Origin of the sequence: uncultured Williamsia sp. (assembly GCF_947494875.1) — a bacterium.
GTDB lineage: Bacteria > Actinomycetota > Actinomycetes > Mycobacteriales > Mycobacteriaceae > Williamsia_A.
The window spans coordinates 114,030-127,300 of the sequence record NZ_CANLWM010000003.1; the positions used below are offsets into that span (position 1 = coordinate 114,030).

Here is a 13,271-nt window from a genome sequence, read left to right on the forward strand (position 1 = left end):
GAGTGTGCCATAACAGGGAAGATGTTTGCCACAATCGCGAAGCAGGATGCACAGTTGTCGCCACACCCGCAGGGGGTGGGCGACGAGAGGAGCAGCAGATGCAGTCGGACGACGTCGATGTCGTGGTGATCGGTGGCGGGGCCGCCGGGTTGAACGCGGCGCTGATGCTGGCGCGATCCCGACGGTCGGTGATCGTCGTCGACGCCGGCGACCCGCGCAACGCCCCGGCGGACGCGGTGCACGGGCTCCTCGGCCGGGAGGGCGTCCCACCGCGAGAACTGGTGGCCCAGGGTCGACGCGAGGTGTCCGGCTACGGCGGACGCATCGTCGACGGCCGCGTGGCGGCCCTGTCGGGGGACGTCGCATCCGGGTTCCGTGCCCACCTGGAGGACGGCTCGACCGTCGACGCACGCCGGGTCCTGATCGCCACCGGGCTGACCGACGTCCTGCCGCCGGTGCCGGGGATGGACGCGCTCTGGGGGATCGACGTGCTGCACTGCCCCTACTGCCACGGCTGGGAGGTGCGTGACAAGGCGATCGGCATCGTCGCGAGCGGTCCGGCGTCCGTGCACCACGCCCTGCTGTTCCGGCAACTGAGTGACGACGTCGTGTACTTCGTGCAGGACACCGCGCTCGACGCCGAGGCTCGCGAGCAGTTCGCCGCGCGCGACATCGGGGTGGTGGAGGGTGCGGTGCACGCGCTGGAGACCACCGGCGGTCGGCTGTCCGGGGTCCGCCTCGACGACGGGACCGTGATCGCTCGCGACGCGGTCGCCGTCGCGCCGCGGATGGAGGCCCGGGTGGAGTTCGCCGCCGGGATCGGACTGACGGCGACCGATCACCCGATGGGTGTCGGGACGCACGTCGCCGTCACCCAGACGGGCGCCACCGACGTTCCCGGCGTGTGGGTGGCCGGCAACGCCGGGGACCTCATGGCGCAGGTCGGCGCGTCCGCAGCGCAGGGCGCGCTCGCGGGGGCACACGTCAACGCCGACCTCGTCGCCGAGGACACCGCCAGCGCCGTGGCCGCGCGACGTCAGGACGCGGTCGTCAGCTGATCACGTCCAGCGTCGCCCGGACGATGCTGTCGGTGTCGATGCCGTGGTGGCGATAGGTGTCGTCCAACGCGCCCGCCTGCCCGAAGCTCGCGACGCCCAGCGCGCGCAGCCGAACCCGGTTGATGGTGGCCAGGAACGCCAGGGTGTGCGGGTGGCCGTCGAGGACGGTGACCATCGGTGTCGCCCGGTCGGCGGGGAACACGCTGTCGAGGATCCACGTCGGCGCGTCGTGTCGGCCGTCGCGCGCCTGGGTGGCCGCGAACAGCAGTCCCGGGCTGGTCACGCAGATGACGTCGGTCTCGATCTCCATGTCCTGCAGGCGTTCCGCGGCGCGGACGGCCTCGGTGGCCATCGCGCCCATCGTCACGATCGTCGCGGTCGGGTGCTCGGCGCTGCGGAGCCGGTAGGCGCCGGCGACCACCTGTCGGCGTCGCCGCTCGCGGGCGGCGGGGTCGTCGGGCACGGCGGCGAGCTGCTGTTCCACCGGTCGCGTCGACAACCGCAGGTACGCCGACCGGCCGTCGGGGCGTCCGAGGTGGGCGAGGCAGTCGAGCAGGATCCACTGCACCTCGATGGCGAACGCGGGCTCGTAGGTGATGCAGCCGGGCTGCTCGAGCCCGACGGACGGCGTGGTGATCGACTGGTGTGCACCGCCTTCGGAGGCGAGGCTGACACCCGACGGGGTACCCACGAGGATGGACTGGCCGCCCGCGTAGACCCCGAAGGACCACGGCTCGAGGGCGCGTTCGACGAACGGGTCGTACAGGACGCCGATCGGCAGCAACGGCTGCCCCCACCGGCTCCACGTGGCGCCGAGTTCGCCGAGCAGGCCGACGAGATTGGTCTCGGCGATGCCGAGCTCCATGTGCTGGCCGGTGGGGCGCTCACGCCAGTGCATGATCGTCTCGGCGTCGTCGGCGAACCAGTCGCGGCGTTCGGCGGCCGACCAGACGCCGACCTTGTTGAGCCACCCGGCGAGGTTCGTCGTCGAGCTCACGTCGGGGCTGACGGTGACGACCCGCTCGGCGATCTCCGGTGCCTCCCGGGACAGGTCGAGCAGCACGCGGCCGAGCGCGGCCTGGGTGGTGGACGTCGCCGACGGGGTGCGGTCGACGTCGCGGGGCACGTCGAGTCGCGGCAGCGGCGGCACCGACGGCCGTTCCAGACGCCGCGCCGTCTCGGCGCAGATGCGTCCTTCCGGTGAGTCGGGATCGAAGCGGCGCCAAGGGTTCTCGACGTCCTCACCGAGCGTCGTGGCCAGGTCCGCGAACTGCTCGACGCTCAGCAGCGACGAGTGGTTCTGCGGGTGGCCCTGGATCGGCAGGCCGAATCCCTTCACGGTGTAGGCCAGGATCACCGTCGGGCGGTGGTCGTCGATGCGCGCGTAGGCGTCCCGCAGGGCGTCGATGTCGTGGCCACCCAGGTTCGCGATCGCAGCGACCAGAGCCTCGTCGTCGAGATCGGCGACGACCTGTCCGATGATGTCGGCGTCGGGCCCGTCGCCGGGGAGTCGGTCGCGCAGCTCAGGACCCGAACACCGAAGGAGACGTTGGTATTCGGGGTTGGGCATGTCGAGGATGCGGCGCCGCAGTGCGTCGCCGCCCTCCCGTGCGAAGAGGCGTTCGAGCGTGCGGCCGAACGCGACGGTGAGCACCTGCCACCCGGCCGCGGAGAACATGTCGGCGAGCTTGCGGGCGGCGATGTTCGGCACCACCCGGTCCAGCGACTGGCGGTTCATGTCGACGATCCACACGACCTCGCCGAGTTCGGCCACCGACGGGTCGAGGATGGCCTCCCACACCGCACCTTCGTCGAGTTCGGCGTCACCGACCAGTGAGTACTGCCGTCCGGTGCCGGTGGGGCCGAAGGACGTGTCGACGTAGCGGCGCGCTATCGCGCCCCACAGCGGGGCTGTCGCGCCGATGCCGACCGACCCGGTGGAGTAGTCGACGCGATCGGGGTCCTTGGACCGGCTGGGGTAGGACTGCAACCCGCCGTATTCCCGCAGCGTCGGCAGCCAGCGCTCGTCGAGATCCCCGAGCAGGTGGTTGATCGCGTGCAAGACCGGCGACGCGTGTGGCTTCACCGACACCCGGTCGCCCGCCTGCAACTGCCCGAACCACAGCGAGGTCATGATGTGCACCATCGACGCGCACGAGGCCTGATGTCCGCCGACCTTGAGGCCGCTCGGGTTGGGCCGGATCCGGTTCGCGTGGTGGATCATCGCCGTCGACGTCCACAGGACGTGGCGCGCGATCGTGTCGAGTGCGGCGCTGTCGTCGCCGACGTCCGGGGTGTCCTCGGACAGGTCCGTGCTCATGCCGTCCAGGTTACGGACGGGGGCGGGCGACGAGACCGACTCACCCGACCTCGTGGACGTCGACCTCCACGACGTCGGGATGTCGCAGGGCGGACGCGACGAACACCCGTCGCGACAGCCACGCCCAGTCGGGGTGATCCGAGGACAGCAGTGGCGTGGTGCGGAAGTAGATCCGGTCGGGCGGGACCGGCACGCCCCGCAGCAGCGCGGCGGTGTCGTCGGGCGCTGCGACGCGTACGCCGCGGTTGCGGACCTCGACCACCGCGCCGTCGTCGGTGTCGAGAAGATAGTGGGCGTCGAGGTCCATCACGTCCGGCGCGCGCAGGGTCTGGCTGTCGGCGCCCGCGGCACGGACGGTTCCCGACAGCCCCGGTCCCTCCGCCGTCCCTCCTACGATCGGGACCACCCGCCGCCGGCCCGTCGGGAAGACGCCCAGGTCGATCGGCTCGCCGACGTGCACCGTCAGCCGCGTCACGAAGCGCAGCGGGGGAGGGGTGGGCTGCATCAGTTCGTGCGGTCGGCGAAGCCGTCGGGGAGATCCGCCGGCGCCACCGAGATCACCGACTCGTCGTCGGCACCGACGTGCTCGAAGAGGGTGATGTGCGCGAACTCAGGGACCACGTAGATCGGGTAGGTCGGCCCCTCGTCGCGAAACCGGCGCATGTCGTCGAGGTGGTCGTTCTGATACAACACGGTCTTCGCCCCGTCGTCCTCCACCCACTTCGGGAAGAAGATGGTGCCGTGCAGACGACGCCGGCCGGGCAGCACGTTCACGACGACCGAGGTGCCCGTGGGCTCGTTCCACGACACCTTGTAGACGTCGTCGTCGAGGGCGACGAGATCGACCGCCTGGTCCTTCACCCAGCGGCCACCCACCATGCCGGTGTGGATGCGATAGTCGATCGTCGTGGCGTTCTTGACGTACATCTCGTACTGCCAGCCGTTCGCATAGGTGTAGATGAATCGGTGGCCGACGATGCCGTCGAGGTTCTGTGCGGGGACGGGGTTCGAGACGGATGTGGTGATCGTGGACATGCGATCATTTTGCCACAAAATGATTAGCGGAAGCAGGTATCGGGATGACGGACACCGACGATGCGGTCCGCCTGGGCCAGATGACAGGTCCCTTGCGCCGCGCGGTCCTGCGTGCGGTACGGATCGCGGCAGATCTGCCCGACCTCCCCGAGGCGCAGATCGAGGTGCTGCGCGTACTCGCCGCGGAGACCTCGCTCGCCTCGGGGGAACTCGCCGCCCGGCTCCGGCTCGCACGACCGACGACGAGCAACCTCCTGACCACGATGCGGCGTCAGGGGCTCGTCGAACGGGAGCGCATCGGCGAGGACCTCCGACGGGTCGTGGTCCGGCCGACGCCGCATGCCCTCGACCTGCTCGCACGGTACGACCGCGCCAGTCGTCAGGTGCTGTCGACAGCGCTCGACTCGCTCGGCGCCGACGCGCGACAAGCGGTCGTGGCGGCGGTGCACGCCTTCGAGGAGCTGACGACGGTGCTGGACGCGATGTCGTCTCCCGTGGCTGTGGAGCGTCACTCCGCGTCGTAGGTGTGTAGCCCGGCATTACTGTTTTGTCCCAAAACACACCCCTCGGGGGCTGCGGTCGGCTAGGACTGTGCCCGACGAAAGGGGTCCGACGTGACCAGCTTCCGGCGTTCGACGACCACCGTGGTGGCGGTCGTTCTCGCGACCATCGGCCTCGTCGCGGCCGTCCCGACCGCGACCGCGTCTCCGTCCGCCGTCCGCGTCGCCGGCGGCGCGGTCAGCGGATTCGATCGCGACGGCGTCGACACCTACTTCGGCGTGCCGTTCGCGTCCGCGGCGCGCTTCGCGCCACCCGGACCGGCTCGTCCCTGGTCCGGAGTACGTGCGGCGACACAGCACGGCCCGCAGTGCCCCCAGGCGCTGCCGACGCCGGGGATCGCGATCCCGTCGTCGGTGCCGATCCCCAGTCCGACGAGCGAGGACTGCCTCTCCGTCGACCTCTACGTCCCGAAGAACGCCGCGGGCCGAAACCTGCCGGTGATGGTCTACCTGTACGGCGGCGCGTTCCTCCTCGGGTCGAACTTCCAGTACGACGCCCCGTCCGAGATCGCGCGCAGCGGGGACGTCATCGTCGCGGTGCCCAACTACCGCGTCGGGCCGTTCGGATTCCTCGCGCTCCCCGAACTCGCGGCCCAGAACAAGGGCGTCAGTGGAACGTTCGGCATCGCCGATCAGCAATACGCACTGCGGTGGGTGCGCGACAACATCGGCGCCTTCGGCGGCGACCCCCATGACGTCACGATCTTCGGTGAGTCGGCCGGCGGGATGAGCGTGTGCCTGCAGGTCGCGGCGCCCGGATCCCGCGGGCTGTTCCGCCGCGCGATCTCCGAGAGCGGCGGCTGCGCGCGGAGCCCCTTGGTCCCGCCGTCCCAGGCCGAGGGGGTACGCCGTTCGGAAGCCTATGCAGCGCAGGTCGGTTGCAGTGACGCACGGACGCGCCTGGCATGCCTCCGCCGACTGCCGATCGACCGACTCCTGGACTCACCCACGACGAAGTTCGACAGTGCGGCCGTCACGTGGACCCCCTTCCTGGACGGGACCGTGCTGACGCAGACGCCGGAGGACGCGCTGCGCGACGGTGCCGCACGGGACACGCCACTCATCATCGGCAGCAACGCGAACGAGGGCGCCGTCTTCGTGCTCCTCTTCGACTACGTGAGCCGGCAGCGACTCGTCACCGAGGCGTCCTATCGGCAGACCGTCGAGGAGCTCTACACCGACCGCGCACCACGGATCCTGGCCGCGTACCCCTCGTCGCGCTACGGCTCGCCCGCCGCGGCTCTGACCGCGGTCTACACGGACTCGCTGTTCGCGTGCCCGGCCCTCGCCACGGCGCGCGCGGCGTCCGCCGGCGGGGCGACGGTGTGGCAGTACCGGTTCGCGGTGAAGCCGGTCGGCGACAACCCCGTCCTGCCGGGCGCCTTCCATGCGGCCGAGATCCCGTTCCTCTTCAACCGGCTCGGCGGGGTGCCCGTCCCCTGGACGGGGGCGTCGGCCGCGTTCGCCGCGCAGATGAAGCGGCAGTGGTCGACGTTCGCACGCACCGGGAGCCCGAACGGCCCGGGATCGCCGCAGTGGACGCCGTGGTCGCCGTCGGACCCGCGGTTCCTGTCGCTCGACATCCCCACGTCGTCCATGCGGTCGGGGTTCTCCGATCTGCACAAGTGTGGGGTGTGGCTCGGTTAGACGGCGACCGTCGAGGGGCCGGGCACGTCCCAGGGCAGTGGCTCGGACAGTTCGGTGATCGCCTGCGCCGTGCGGTCGAGTTCGTCGGCCACCTGCGTGATCTCGTCGGGTGTCATCGAGCTGACACAGAGCGCGTGCAGCGACGCGGTCGGCAGCCCGCGGTCGGGCGCCGGGATCGCCACCGACACCGTCGCCACCCGGTGCGACGCCGCCGATCGCAGTTCGTCGTCGTCGAGATCGACCGTGGTGAGATCCGCGACCGCGGTCGCGAGGCGAGAGGTGATGGGGTCGACGTCGATGAGCTCGCCCGCGCTCGGGACATCGGCCGACCGGAGGGCGGAGAACGCGGCGATCACCTGTTCGTGGATCTCGCTGAAGTTCTCCACCGAGAACCGTCGGTCCCGGATGGCGGGCAGCACCCGGTCCATCCGAGACGCGAACGCCTCGTCGTCGGGCACGGAGGAGAACCATTGCGCCAGTGACTCGCCGGTGTCCCACGCGGCGAAGTCCCTGCCGAACGGCGCGGCGTACGGGGCGCGAAAGCCGACCTGCGGCATCTCCACCCGGTGCCCGCGGCTGTGGGTGATGACGAGCTGCCGGCGGACCAGACGCAGGACGAACACGGGCCGCTCCAGGCGGGCGTGCAACTGGTCGAGACACCCGTCGAACGCGCTGTGCCGCCCGGCCCGCCCTCCGACGACCTCGGCTGCCCGCGGACCGAGCGACAGATGGGCGGTGTCCGGGGAACGCGTCGCCCACCCGTTCTCGACGAGCGCGCCGACGATCGCGTGTCCCGTCGCGTAGCTGATCGAGAGCCCGCTCAGCAGACCGGTCAGTGAAACTCCCTGCGGCGGAGCGCAAGCGAGCGCCTCCAGGATGCGCAGCACGCGCTCGGTCGGTGGCGAGGGTGATTGACGTCTCATACTGTAAGCGTTACCGTTCCGCTCAGATAGTCGATGCTCGTATCGAGAATTCGATAATAGGGTATCGGCGCGACGAGACGGCGGAGGCGGACGCGGCATGTGGGAAGAGATCGTCCGGCTGGTGATCGCGTGGGGGATCATCGCGCTGATCATCGCCTTCTGGTACTGGCTGCTGTCCAACATCGGGACCTTCTGAGGCCCCACGTGACCTTCTCCACCACCGACAACCTGCGTCGCCAGACGACGTTCGGCGTGATCGCCGCCGCGTTGTCCGACGGTCGCAGGCAGGGTGCGCGACTCGTCGGCGGCGAGAAGCGGTCGTTCGGGCTGACGAAGTCGGGCACCGTCGTCGAGGTGCCCTGGCCGGTCCCCAGCGGGTGGTCGGATGCCACGACGTCGTGCGGCATCGCCCTGCAGTGCGCTCCGTCCAAGGACCTCCTCCGTGCCCGACCCGCCGCGTCCGGTCGCGTGGAGGCGGCAGTGACGGTCGTCGAGGGTGGGGTCGCGCTCTCCTGGGTGTCGCGCCGCTGGCCGGGCCTCGTCGCCGATCTCGCGGAGGACGTCGGCGAGTTGCCTCGCTACCCGGAGGATCTCGCACTCGAGGACATGCTCCGCGAGGCCGACCTGCTCGTCCGGGCCGGTGCGCCTGCGCCCCACCCGATCCTGGGGCGTCTGTCGGCCCCGCAGGTGATCGCGCGTCCGCGCGTGACCGGCCGCCGCGTGCTGGGTCGCCTTCCCTGGGTGTCGCGCGAGACCGCCGCGAAGCGACACATGTCGGTACCCGTCGGCGGCAACGGCGGTGCACCGACCAGCACGCTCCCACCACCGTCGCGACCGGAGGACGACGACACGCACAACGAGAACGACCGCCGGTCGGGCATCTCGTACCCCGAGTGGAACATCTGGTCGAACAGTTTCCTGCCCGACCACGTCACGGTGCTCGAGACGGTCGTCCCCGCCCGGGACGCGGGTACCGATGCCGGCATCACCTCCCTGGACCCGTGGTTCCGCCGGCGCCTGCACCGGACCGTGGTGCGCGGCCTCGACGACGGCTCCGACCTGGACGTCGACGCCTATGTCCGGCATGTCGTCGACGAGGTCGTGGGCGACCCGGGCGAACCCCGCTGGTTCCAGGAACTCCGCCCCACCCTGCGGGACGTCACGTCCGCCGTCCTCGTCGACGGATCCGCATCGCTGTCGTCGCACGAGGGGGCCGCGTTCTCGTTCGAGTTGCGCTGTGCCGACGCGCTGTCGGCGTCGATGACCCGAGCGCGCGAACGGCACGCGATCTTCGTGTTCAACGGCGACACCCGACACAACGTGAAGGTGCAGCGCCTCAAGGACTTCGACGACCCACGTCCGGTGTCCCTGACGTCGTCCGGTCTGACGACCGGCGGGTACACGCGCCTGGGAGCGGCCATCCGGCACGCGACCGCACGACTGAACGCCGCGACCGGATCGCGGCGGGTGCTGTTGATCCTCGGTGACGGTCTCATGTCGGACGAGGGGTACGAGGGTCACTACGCCTGGGCGGACACCGCTCACGCCGTCACGGAAGCCGAGGAGGCGGGGATCGTCCTGTATTACATCGGAGTCGGGGTCGTCCGCGTCGACCCGCTGCCCGAGGTGTTCGGCCGGGAACGGTCGTGTCGGATCACACGGTTGGACCAGCTGCCGGACGTCCTGGCGTCGGTGCACGCGGGACTGGTCGCGGCATGACGGCCGCGGTGCGATCGGGGTCCGACTACGTCCAGGCCGGCAACGAGGTCGACGTGGTTCTGGCCGCCTACCGCAGTCGTCTGCCCGTGATGTTGACCGGACCCACCGGCTGCGGGAAGACCCGGCTGGTGGAGCACCTCGGAGCGCAGCTCGGCCTGCCCGTGGTCACCATCAGCTGCCACGACGACCTGACGAGCGCCGATCTCGTCGGCCGCTTCACGGTGTCGGGCGGCGACGTCGCATGGCATGACGGGCCACTCACACGCGCGGTGAAGACGGGCGCCATCTGCTACCTCGACGAGGTCGTCGAGGCCAGGCACGACTCGCTCGCCGTGCTGCACGCGCTGACCGACCATCGGCGGACCCTCTACCTCGACCGGTCGGACGAGGTGGTCACGGCCCCGGACTCGTTCATGCTGATCAGCTCCTACAACCCCGCGTACCGCAGCACCTTGAAGGACCTCAAACCGTCCTTCCGCCAGCGGTTCGTCACGGTGCCGCTGACCTACCTGCCGCCCGACCGGGAACGCGACGTCATCATCGCCGAGGCCGGTGTCGCCGCCGGGGTCGCCGAGCGTCTGGTCTCCTGCGCGACGGCGATACGCGGAGCGGACAAGGCTTTTCACCTCGAACCTCCGTCGACACGAGTCCTGGTCGCCGCGGCCCGGCTCACCGCGGCGGGGGTCGACGAGTTCACCGCGGTCGAGAGCTGCGTGCTCGCCCCCCTCAGTTCCGACGGTGCGATCTCCGACGGTCTCCGCGCCGTCGCCTCGGCCGTATTCCCATGACGGCCCGCCAGCGCTCACCCCGACGAAGGACGCATCGATGAACGAGAGAGACAAGCAGCGCAAGCGCGCTCTCATTGTCTTCCAGATCATGATCTATGGCTTCATGATCGGCATGTTCGCTCTGCAGTTGAGCATGCTGTTCACCAGGGACTGGTGACGCCGCAATGGTTTTCGGATCACGTACCAAGAACACGACCGACGGTGGACTCGGACCGGCGGTGGCCTTCGACGAACACCATGAGAGGTCGCGGGAGGCGCAGCGGAGGTCCGATCGATGGCTCATCGTCGGCACCCTGCTCATGGGCACCCTCGTCCTGGGACCGATCGGCCTCGTCGCCTTCGTGCGCGGCCTGCTGCTGATCAGACGGGCCGAGCGCGACGGGCTGTCGGTGCGCCCGCTGATGGTCACGCTCATCGGCTATGTCGTCATCCTCGACGCCGCCATCAACACCATCGGGTGGGGGCTCGACCTGTTCGCCAACCACGCGTTGATCACCCGGACGATCTTCACCGCCTGGGGCAACTTCATGGACGGCGGCTACAACTGGCACTACAACGAGCTGTGGATCGGCGGGTCGGGCGCACCCGGTGAGAAGGCCTGGGTGATCGTCAGCGTCTTCGTCATCTTCCCGATGCGCATCGCGGCCGCCATCGGCTTCCTGCAGATGAAGCGATGGGGGCACCAGTGGATCATCATGACCTGCTGGTTCGGGGTCATCGCCTGGGTGGGATACGTCATCAACATGACGATCTACGCCGACGTCCGATTCGCCGGGACCACGCTCCCGGTCATCGGGTGGTGGGCCTACAACGTCTTCTACATCACGCCGTTCCTCGCGATCCCGTATCTCCACACGGTGAACAAAGAGATATTCACGGACTGATGACGACGCGAACGACGAACGTGGAGAGTGGGATCGGATGAGCGACAAGGATGCGACGACGGACACGCCGGCGAAGGAGGTGCTGCCCGAGGGCACGACCCCGGCGTTCGCCCGGATGCACCGCTACCTCAAGCGGGGTCTGTTCATCGTGCTGTTCGGTCTGGTGATCGAGGGTTCGCTCACCGTCCCGGCGCTGGCGGTCTACTACGGGTGGCCGCAACTGTCGCTGACCGACATCTGCAGTGAGCTCTACAAGGTCCGCTACTCCGACGACTCACTGACGTGTCGCAACCCCTACCCACTCAACGGCCCGCCCTTCGGTGGTGCCCCTGAGGCCGCCCACCAGACGACGGCGCAGGACAGGTGGGGCGTCCAACCCAAGCCGGAGTACCCCAAGATCGGGTTCCGTGAACTCGTGCGCAAACACGAGGAACGGCTCGCCCGCGAGAAACAGGAGAAGGAGAAGGAGGGGGCCACACGATGACCGAGGTCGTACTCGTCACCGGCGCAACAGGACTTGTCGGAACCGCTGTCGTCGACCACCTCGCCGGTGAGGGACGGACCGTGGTCGCCACCGACCTCGACACCCCGGACAACCGCCGTAAGGCGGCCCGGTGGGAGGGAAGCGACGGCGTCAGCGTCCACTGGGCGGACCTGACCGATCACTCCGACGTCGAGGCCGTGCTCGAGAAGGTCGAGCCATCGGCGATCGTCCACCTCGCGGCGGTCATCCCACCGTTCTGCTACGGCAGGCCCGGCCTGGCGCGGACGGTGAACGTCGACGCGACGGCAGGCCTCAGCCGCGCAGCGGCCACCCGCCCCCGACCGCCGCGGATCGTCCTGGCGTCGAGTGTCGCCGTCTACGGTCCGCGAAACCCGGTCAAGCACAGCGGTGTTCTCACCAGTGACACGCCGGTCGCGCCCTACGACATGTATGGGCAGCACAAGGTGGAGGCCGAGCAGATCGTGCGCGACTCCGGCCTGGACTGGGTGATCCTGCGGCTCGGGGGTGTGTTGACCGTCGAGGCGGCGACGTCACTCGACAAAGAACTCCTGTCCTTCGCGAGTGTCCTCCCACGCGACGGCCGCATCCAGACGGTGGACGTCCGAGACGTCGCCCGTGCATTCGCCGCCGCCACGACGACGCCCGCGACCGGTGAGGTGTTCCTGATCGGCGGGGACGAGTCACATCGGCAGGAGCAGGCGCGGCTCAGCAGGGACACCTCCGCGGCCATGGGGTTGCCGGGCGCCGTTCCGGCAGGATTGCCGGGAGACCCTGATCAGGATCTCAGCTGGTTCGCGACCGACTGGGTCGACACCACGCGGTCGCAGGAGGTGCTGGACTTCCAGCGTCGTTCCCTGCCGCAGATGTACGACGAGATCCGTTCCGCAGCCGGGTGGAGGAGACACGTCATGCGGCCGTTGGCGCCGGCGGTCCGGTGGTATCTGGGCCGGATGTCGCTCTACGACAAGTCGGCGCGGGTCACCGACCCGTGGTCGGTCATCTCGCAGCGGTGGGGTGACGCCGTCGAGTCGACACCGGGCGCCCGGTAGCTCAGGCGAGCAGCCGCCAGAGGCCGACGATCCCGACGACGACGATCACGGCCCGCAGGGCCGCCGGTGACAGCCGTCGGCCGTACCGTGCGCCGAGGAATCCACCCACCACGGAGCCCGCGGCGATGAGACCCGCCGCGGACCAACTGATCCGGTCGTAGGCGACGACGGTGAACGCGACAGCGGCGACCACGTTGACGATGAGCGAGAGCAGGTTCTTGGCGGCGTTCATCCGCTGCATCGACTCGGGCAGGATGACACCCATCGCGGCCATCAGCAGGATCCCCTGTGCCGCAGTGAAGTAGCCGCCGTAGACCCCGACGGCGAACGTCGCGAGGGTGAGCACCGCCATCCGGGTCCGTGTGATCCCTGCGGCGGCCCGACCGGCGACGTCCGACCGCGACCGCACCCAGGTCTGGATGCGGGGCTGCGCCACCAGCAGCACCAACGCCACGATCAGCAGCACCGGGACGATCGCCTCGAACACCGACGGCGGCAGGTGGAGCAGCAACCATGCGCCGATCAGCGCCCCGAGGAACGACGCGGGCGCCTGCCGCAGCAGTCGACGCCCCTGGCCCCGTAATTCACGGCGATAGCCCCATGTGCCCGAGGCGCTCCCGGCGACCAGCCCGATCGCGTTCGACATGGTGGCCACCTGCGGCGGATACCCGAAGGCGACCAGGGTGGGGAACGTGACGAGGGTGCCGGACCCGACGACGGCGTTGATCGCGCCGGCGCCGACGCCCGCGAGCAGGATGACGACGGCTTCGACGGCGGACACCC

General features: G+C 69.7%; 13 protein-coding genes. 8 read left to right on the plus strand and 5 right to left on the minus strand.

Annotated features, from left to right (window positions below):
- Positions 1-98: 98 nt before the first annotated feature.
- Positions 99-1,058, plus strand: a complete 960-nt coding sequence (locus Q1A98_RS08695) for an NAD(P)/FAD-dependent oxidoreductase (protein WP_299572116.1) — start codon at positions 99-101, stop codon at positions 1,056-1,058.
- Here Q1A98_RS08695 and Q1A98_RS08700 read toward each other — a convergent pair.
- Genes Q1A98_RS08700 through Q1A98_RS08710 form a run of 3 tightly spaced genes read right to left on the minus strand, consistent with a single transcriptional unit; the run spans position 1,051 to position 4,413 of the window.
- A complete protein-coding gene (locus Q1A98_RS08700; protein ID WP_299572118.1) occupies positions 1,051-3,378 on the minus strand; it encodes a pyruvate dehydrogenase in 2,328 nt (775 codons plus the stop codon). The genes Q1A98_RS08695 and Q1A98_RS08700 overlap by 8 nt on opposite strands.
- A 40-nt stretch (positions 3,379-3,418) precedes the next feature.
- Complete coding sequence (locus tag Q1A98_RS08705; protein ID WP_299572119.1) at positions 3,419-3,883, minus strand: DUF3237 domain-containing protein; 465 nt, start codon at positions 3,881-3,883, stop codon at positions 3,419-3,421.
- Positions 3,883-4,413 (minus strand): phenolic acid decarboxylase, encoded by a 531-nt coding sequence (locus tag Q1A98_RS08710; RefSeq protein ID WP_299572122.1) that lies wholly within the window; start codon positions 4,411-4,413, stop codon positions 3,883-3,885. The genes Q1A98_RS08705 and Q1A98_RS08710 overlap by 1 nt, the downstream gene beginning before the upstream one ends.
- 44 nt (positions 4,414-4,457) lie before the next feature.
- Between Q1A98_RS08710 and Q1A98_RS08715 the strand changes: the two genes are divergently transcribed.
- Positions 4,458-4,937 carry a MarR family winged helix-turn-helix transcriptional regulator gene (locus tag Q1A98_RS08715; protein WP_299572125.1) on the plus strand — a complete coding sequence of 160 codons (480 nt, stop codon included), beginning with the start codon at positions 4,458-4,460 and terminating at the stop codon, positions 4,935-4,937.
- A 90-nt stretch (positions 4,938-5,027) separates the two neighbouring features.
- Positions 5,028-6,620, plus strand: a complete 1,593-nt coding sequence (locus Q1A98_RS08720; RefSeq protein WP_299572128.1) for a carboxylesterase family protein — start codon at positions 5,028-5,030, stop codon at positions 6,618-6,620.
- Here Q1A98_RS08720 and Q1A98_RS08725 read toward each other — a convergent pair.
- Positions 6,617-7,543, minus strand: coding sequence for a hypothetical protein (locus Q1A98_RS08725; RefSeq protein ID WP_299572130.1), 927 nt, complete (start codon positions 7,541-7,543; stop codon positions 6,617-6,619). The genes Q1A98_RS08720 and Q1A98_RS08725 overlap by 4 nt on opposite strands.
- Positions 7,544-7,747: 204 nt before the next feature.
- On the opposite strand from Q1A98_RS08725, the gene Q1A98_RS08730 reads away from it, so the two are divergent.
- The 5 genes from Q1A98_RS08730 to Q1A98_RS08750 all read left to right on the plus strand — a co-directional run bounded on the left by Q1A98_RS08730 (position 7,748) and on the right by Q1A98_RS08750 (position 12,488).
- Positions 7,748-9,262, plus strand: coding sequence for a VWA domain-containing protein (locus Q1A98_RS08730; protein WP_299572132.1), 1,515 nt, complete (start codon positions 7,748-7,750; stop codon positions 9,260-9,262).
- A complete protein-coding gene (locus Q1A98_RS08735) occupies positions 9,259-10,050 on the plus strand; it encodes a CbbQ/NirQ/NorQ/GpvN family protein (protein ID WP_299572134.1) in 792 nt (263 codons plus the stop codon). The genes Q1A98_RS08730 and Q1A98_RS08735 overlap by 4 nt, the downstream gene beginning before the upstream one ends.
- 164 nt (positions 10,051-10,214) lie before the next feature.
- Positions 10,215-10,934 (plus strand): hypothetical protein, encoded by a 720-nt coding sequence (locus tag Q1A98_RS08740; RefSeq protein ID WP_299572137.1) that lies wholly within the window; start codon positions 10,215-10,217, stop codon positions 10,932-10,934.
- Between the two features lie 37 nt (positions 10,935-10,971).
- The gene (locus Q1A98_RS08745; protein WP_299572140.1) at positions 10,972-11,418 is read left to right on the plus strand and encodes a hypothetical protein; all 447 of its coding nucleotides are present in this window, start codon (positions 10,972-10,974) and stop codon (positions 11,416-11,418) included.
- Entirely contained in the window at positions 11,415-12,488 is a 1,074-nt protein-coding gene (locus tag Q1A98_RS08750) for an NAD(P)-dependent oxidoreductase (RefSeq protein WP_299572143.1), read from the plus strand. The genes Q1A98_RS08745 and Q1A98_RS08750 overlap by 4 nt, the downstream gene beginning before the upstream one ends.
- A 1-nt stretch (position 12,489) precedes the next feature.
- On the opposite strand, the gene Q1A98_RS08755 is transcribed toward Q1A98_RS08750, so the two are convergent.
- The gene (locus Q1A98_RS08755; protein WP_299572146.1) at positions 12,490-13,269 is read right to left on the minus strand and encodes a sulfite exporter TauE/SafE family protein; all 780 of its coding nucleotides are present in this window, start codon (positions 13,267-13,269) and stop codon (positions 12,490-12,492) included.
- Positions 13,270-13,271 lie beyond the last annotated feature (2 nt).

Bases quoted from the DNA above. Each gene is read 5' to 3' on its own strand.
- Q1A98_RS08695 (WP_299572116.1), top strand. From the start codon at position 99: ATGCAGTCGGACGACGTCGATGTCGTGGTGATCGGTGGCGGGGCCGCC.
- Q1A98_RS08700 (WP_299572118.1), bottom strand. From the start codon at position 3,378: ATGAGCACGGACCTGTCCGAGGACACCCCGGACGTCGGCGACGACAGC.
- Q1A98_RS08705 (WP_299572119.1), bottom strand. From the start codon at position 3,883: ATGCAGCCCACCCCTCCCCCGCTGCGCTTCGTGACGCGGCTGACGGTG.
- Q1A98_RS08710 (WP_299572122.1), bottom strand. From the start codon at position 4,413: ATGTCCACGATCACCACATCCGTCTCGAACCCCGTCCCCGCACAGAAC.
- Q1A98_RS08715 (WP_299572125.1), top strand. From the start codon at position 4,458: ATGACGGACACCGACGATGCGGTCCGCCTGGGCCAGATGACAGGTCCC.
- Q1A98_RS08725 (WP_299572130.1), bottom strand. From the start codon at position 7,543: ATGAGACGTCAATCACCCTCGCCACCGACCGAGCGCGTGCTGCGCATC.
- Q1A98_RS08735 (WP_299572134.1), top strand. From the start codon at position 9,259: ATGACGGCCGCGGTGCGATCGGGGTCCGACTACGTCCAGGCCGGCAAC.
- Q1A98_RS08740 (WP_299572137.1), top strand. From the start codon at position 10,215: ATGGTTTTCGGATCACGTACCAAGAACACGACCGACGGTGGACTCGGA.
- Q1A98_RS08745 (WP_299572140.1), top strand. From the start codon at position 10,972: ATGAGCGACAAGGATGCGACGACGGACACGCCGGCGAAGGAGGTGCTG.
- Q1A98_RS08750 (WP_299572143.1), top strand. From the start codon at position 11,415: ATGACCGAGGTCGTACTCGTCACCGGCGCAACAGGACTTGTCGGAACC.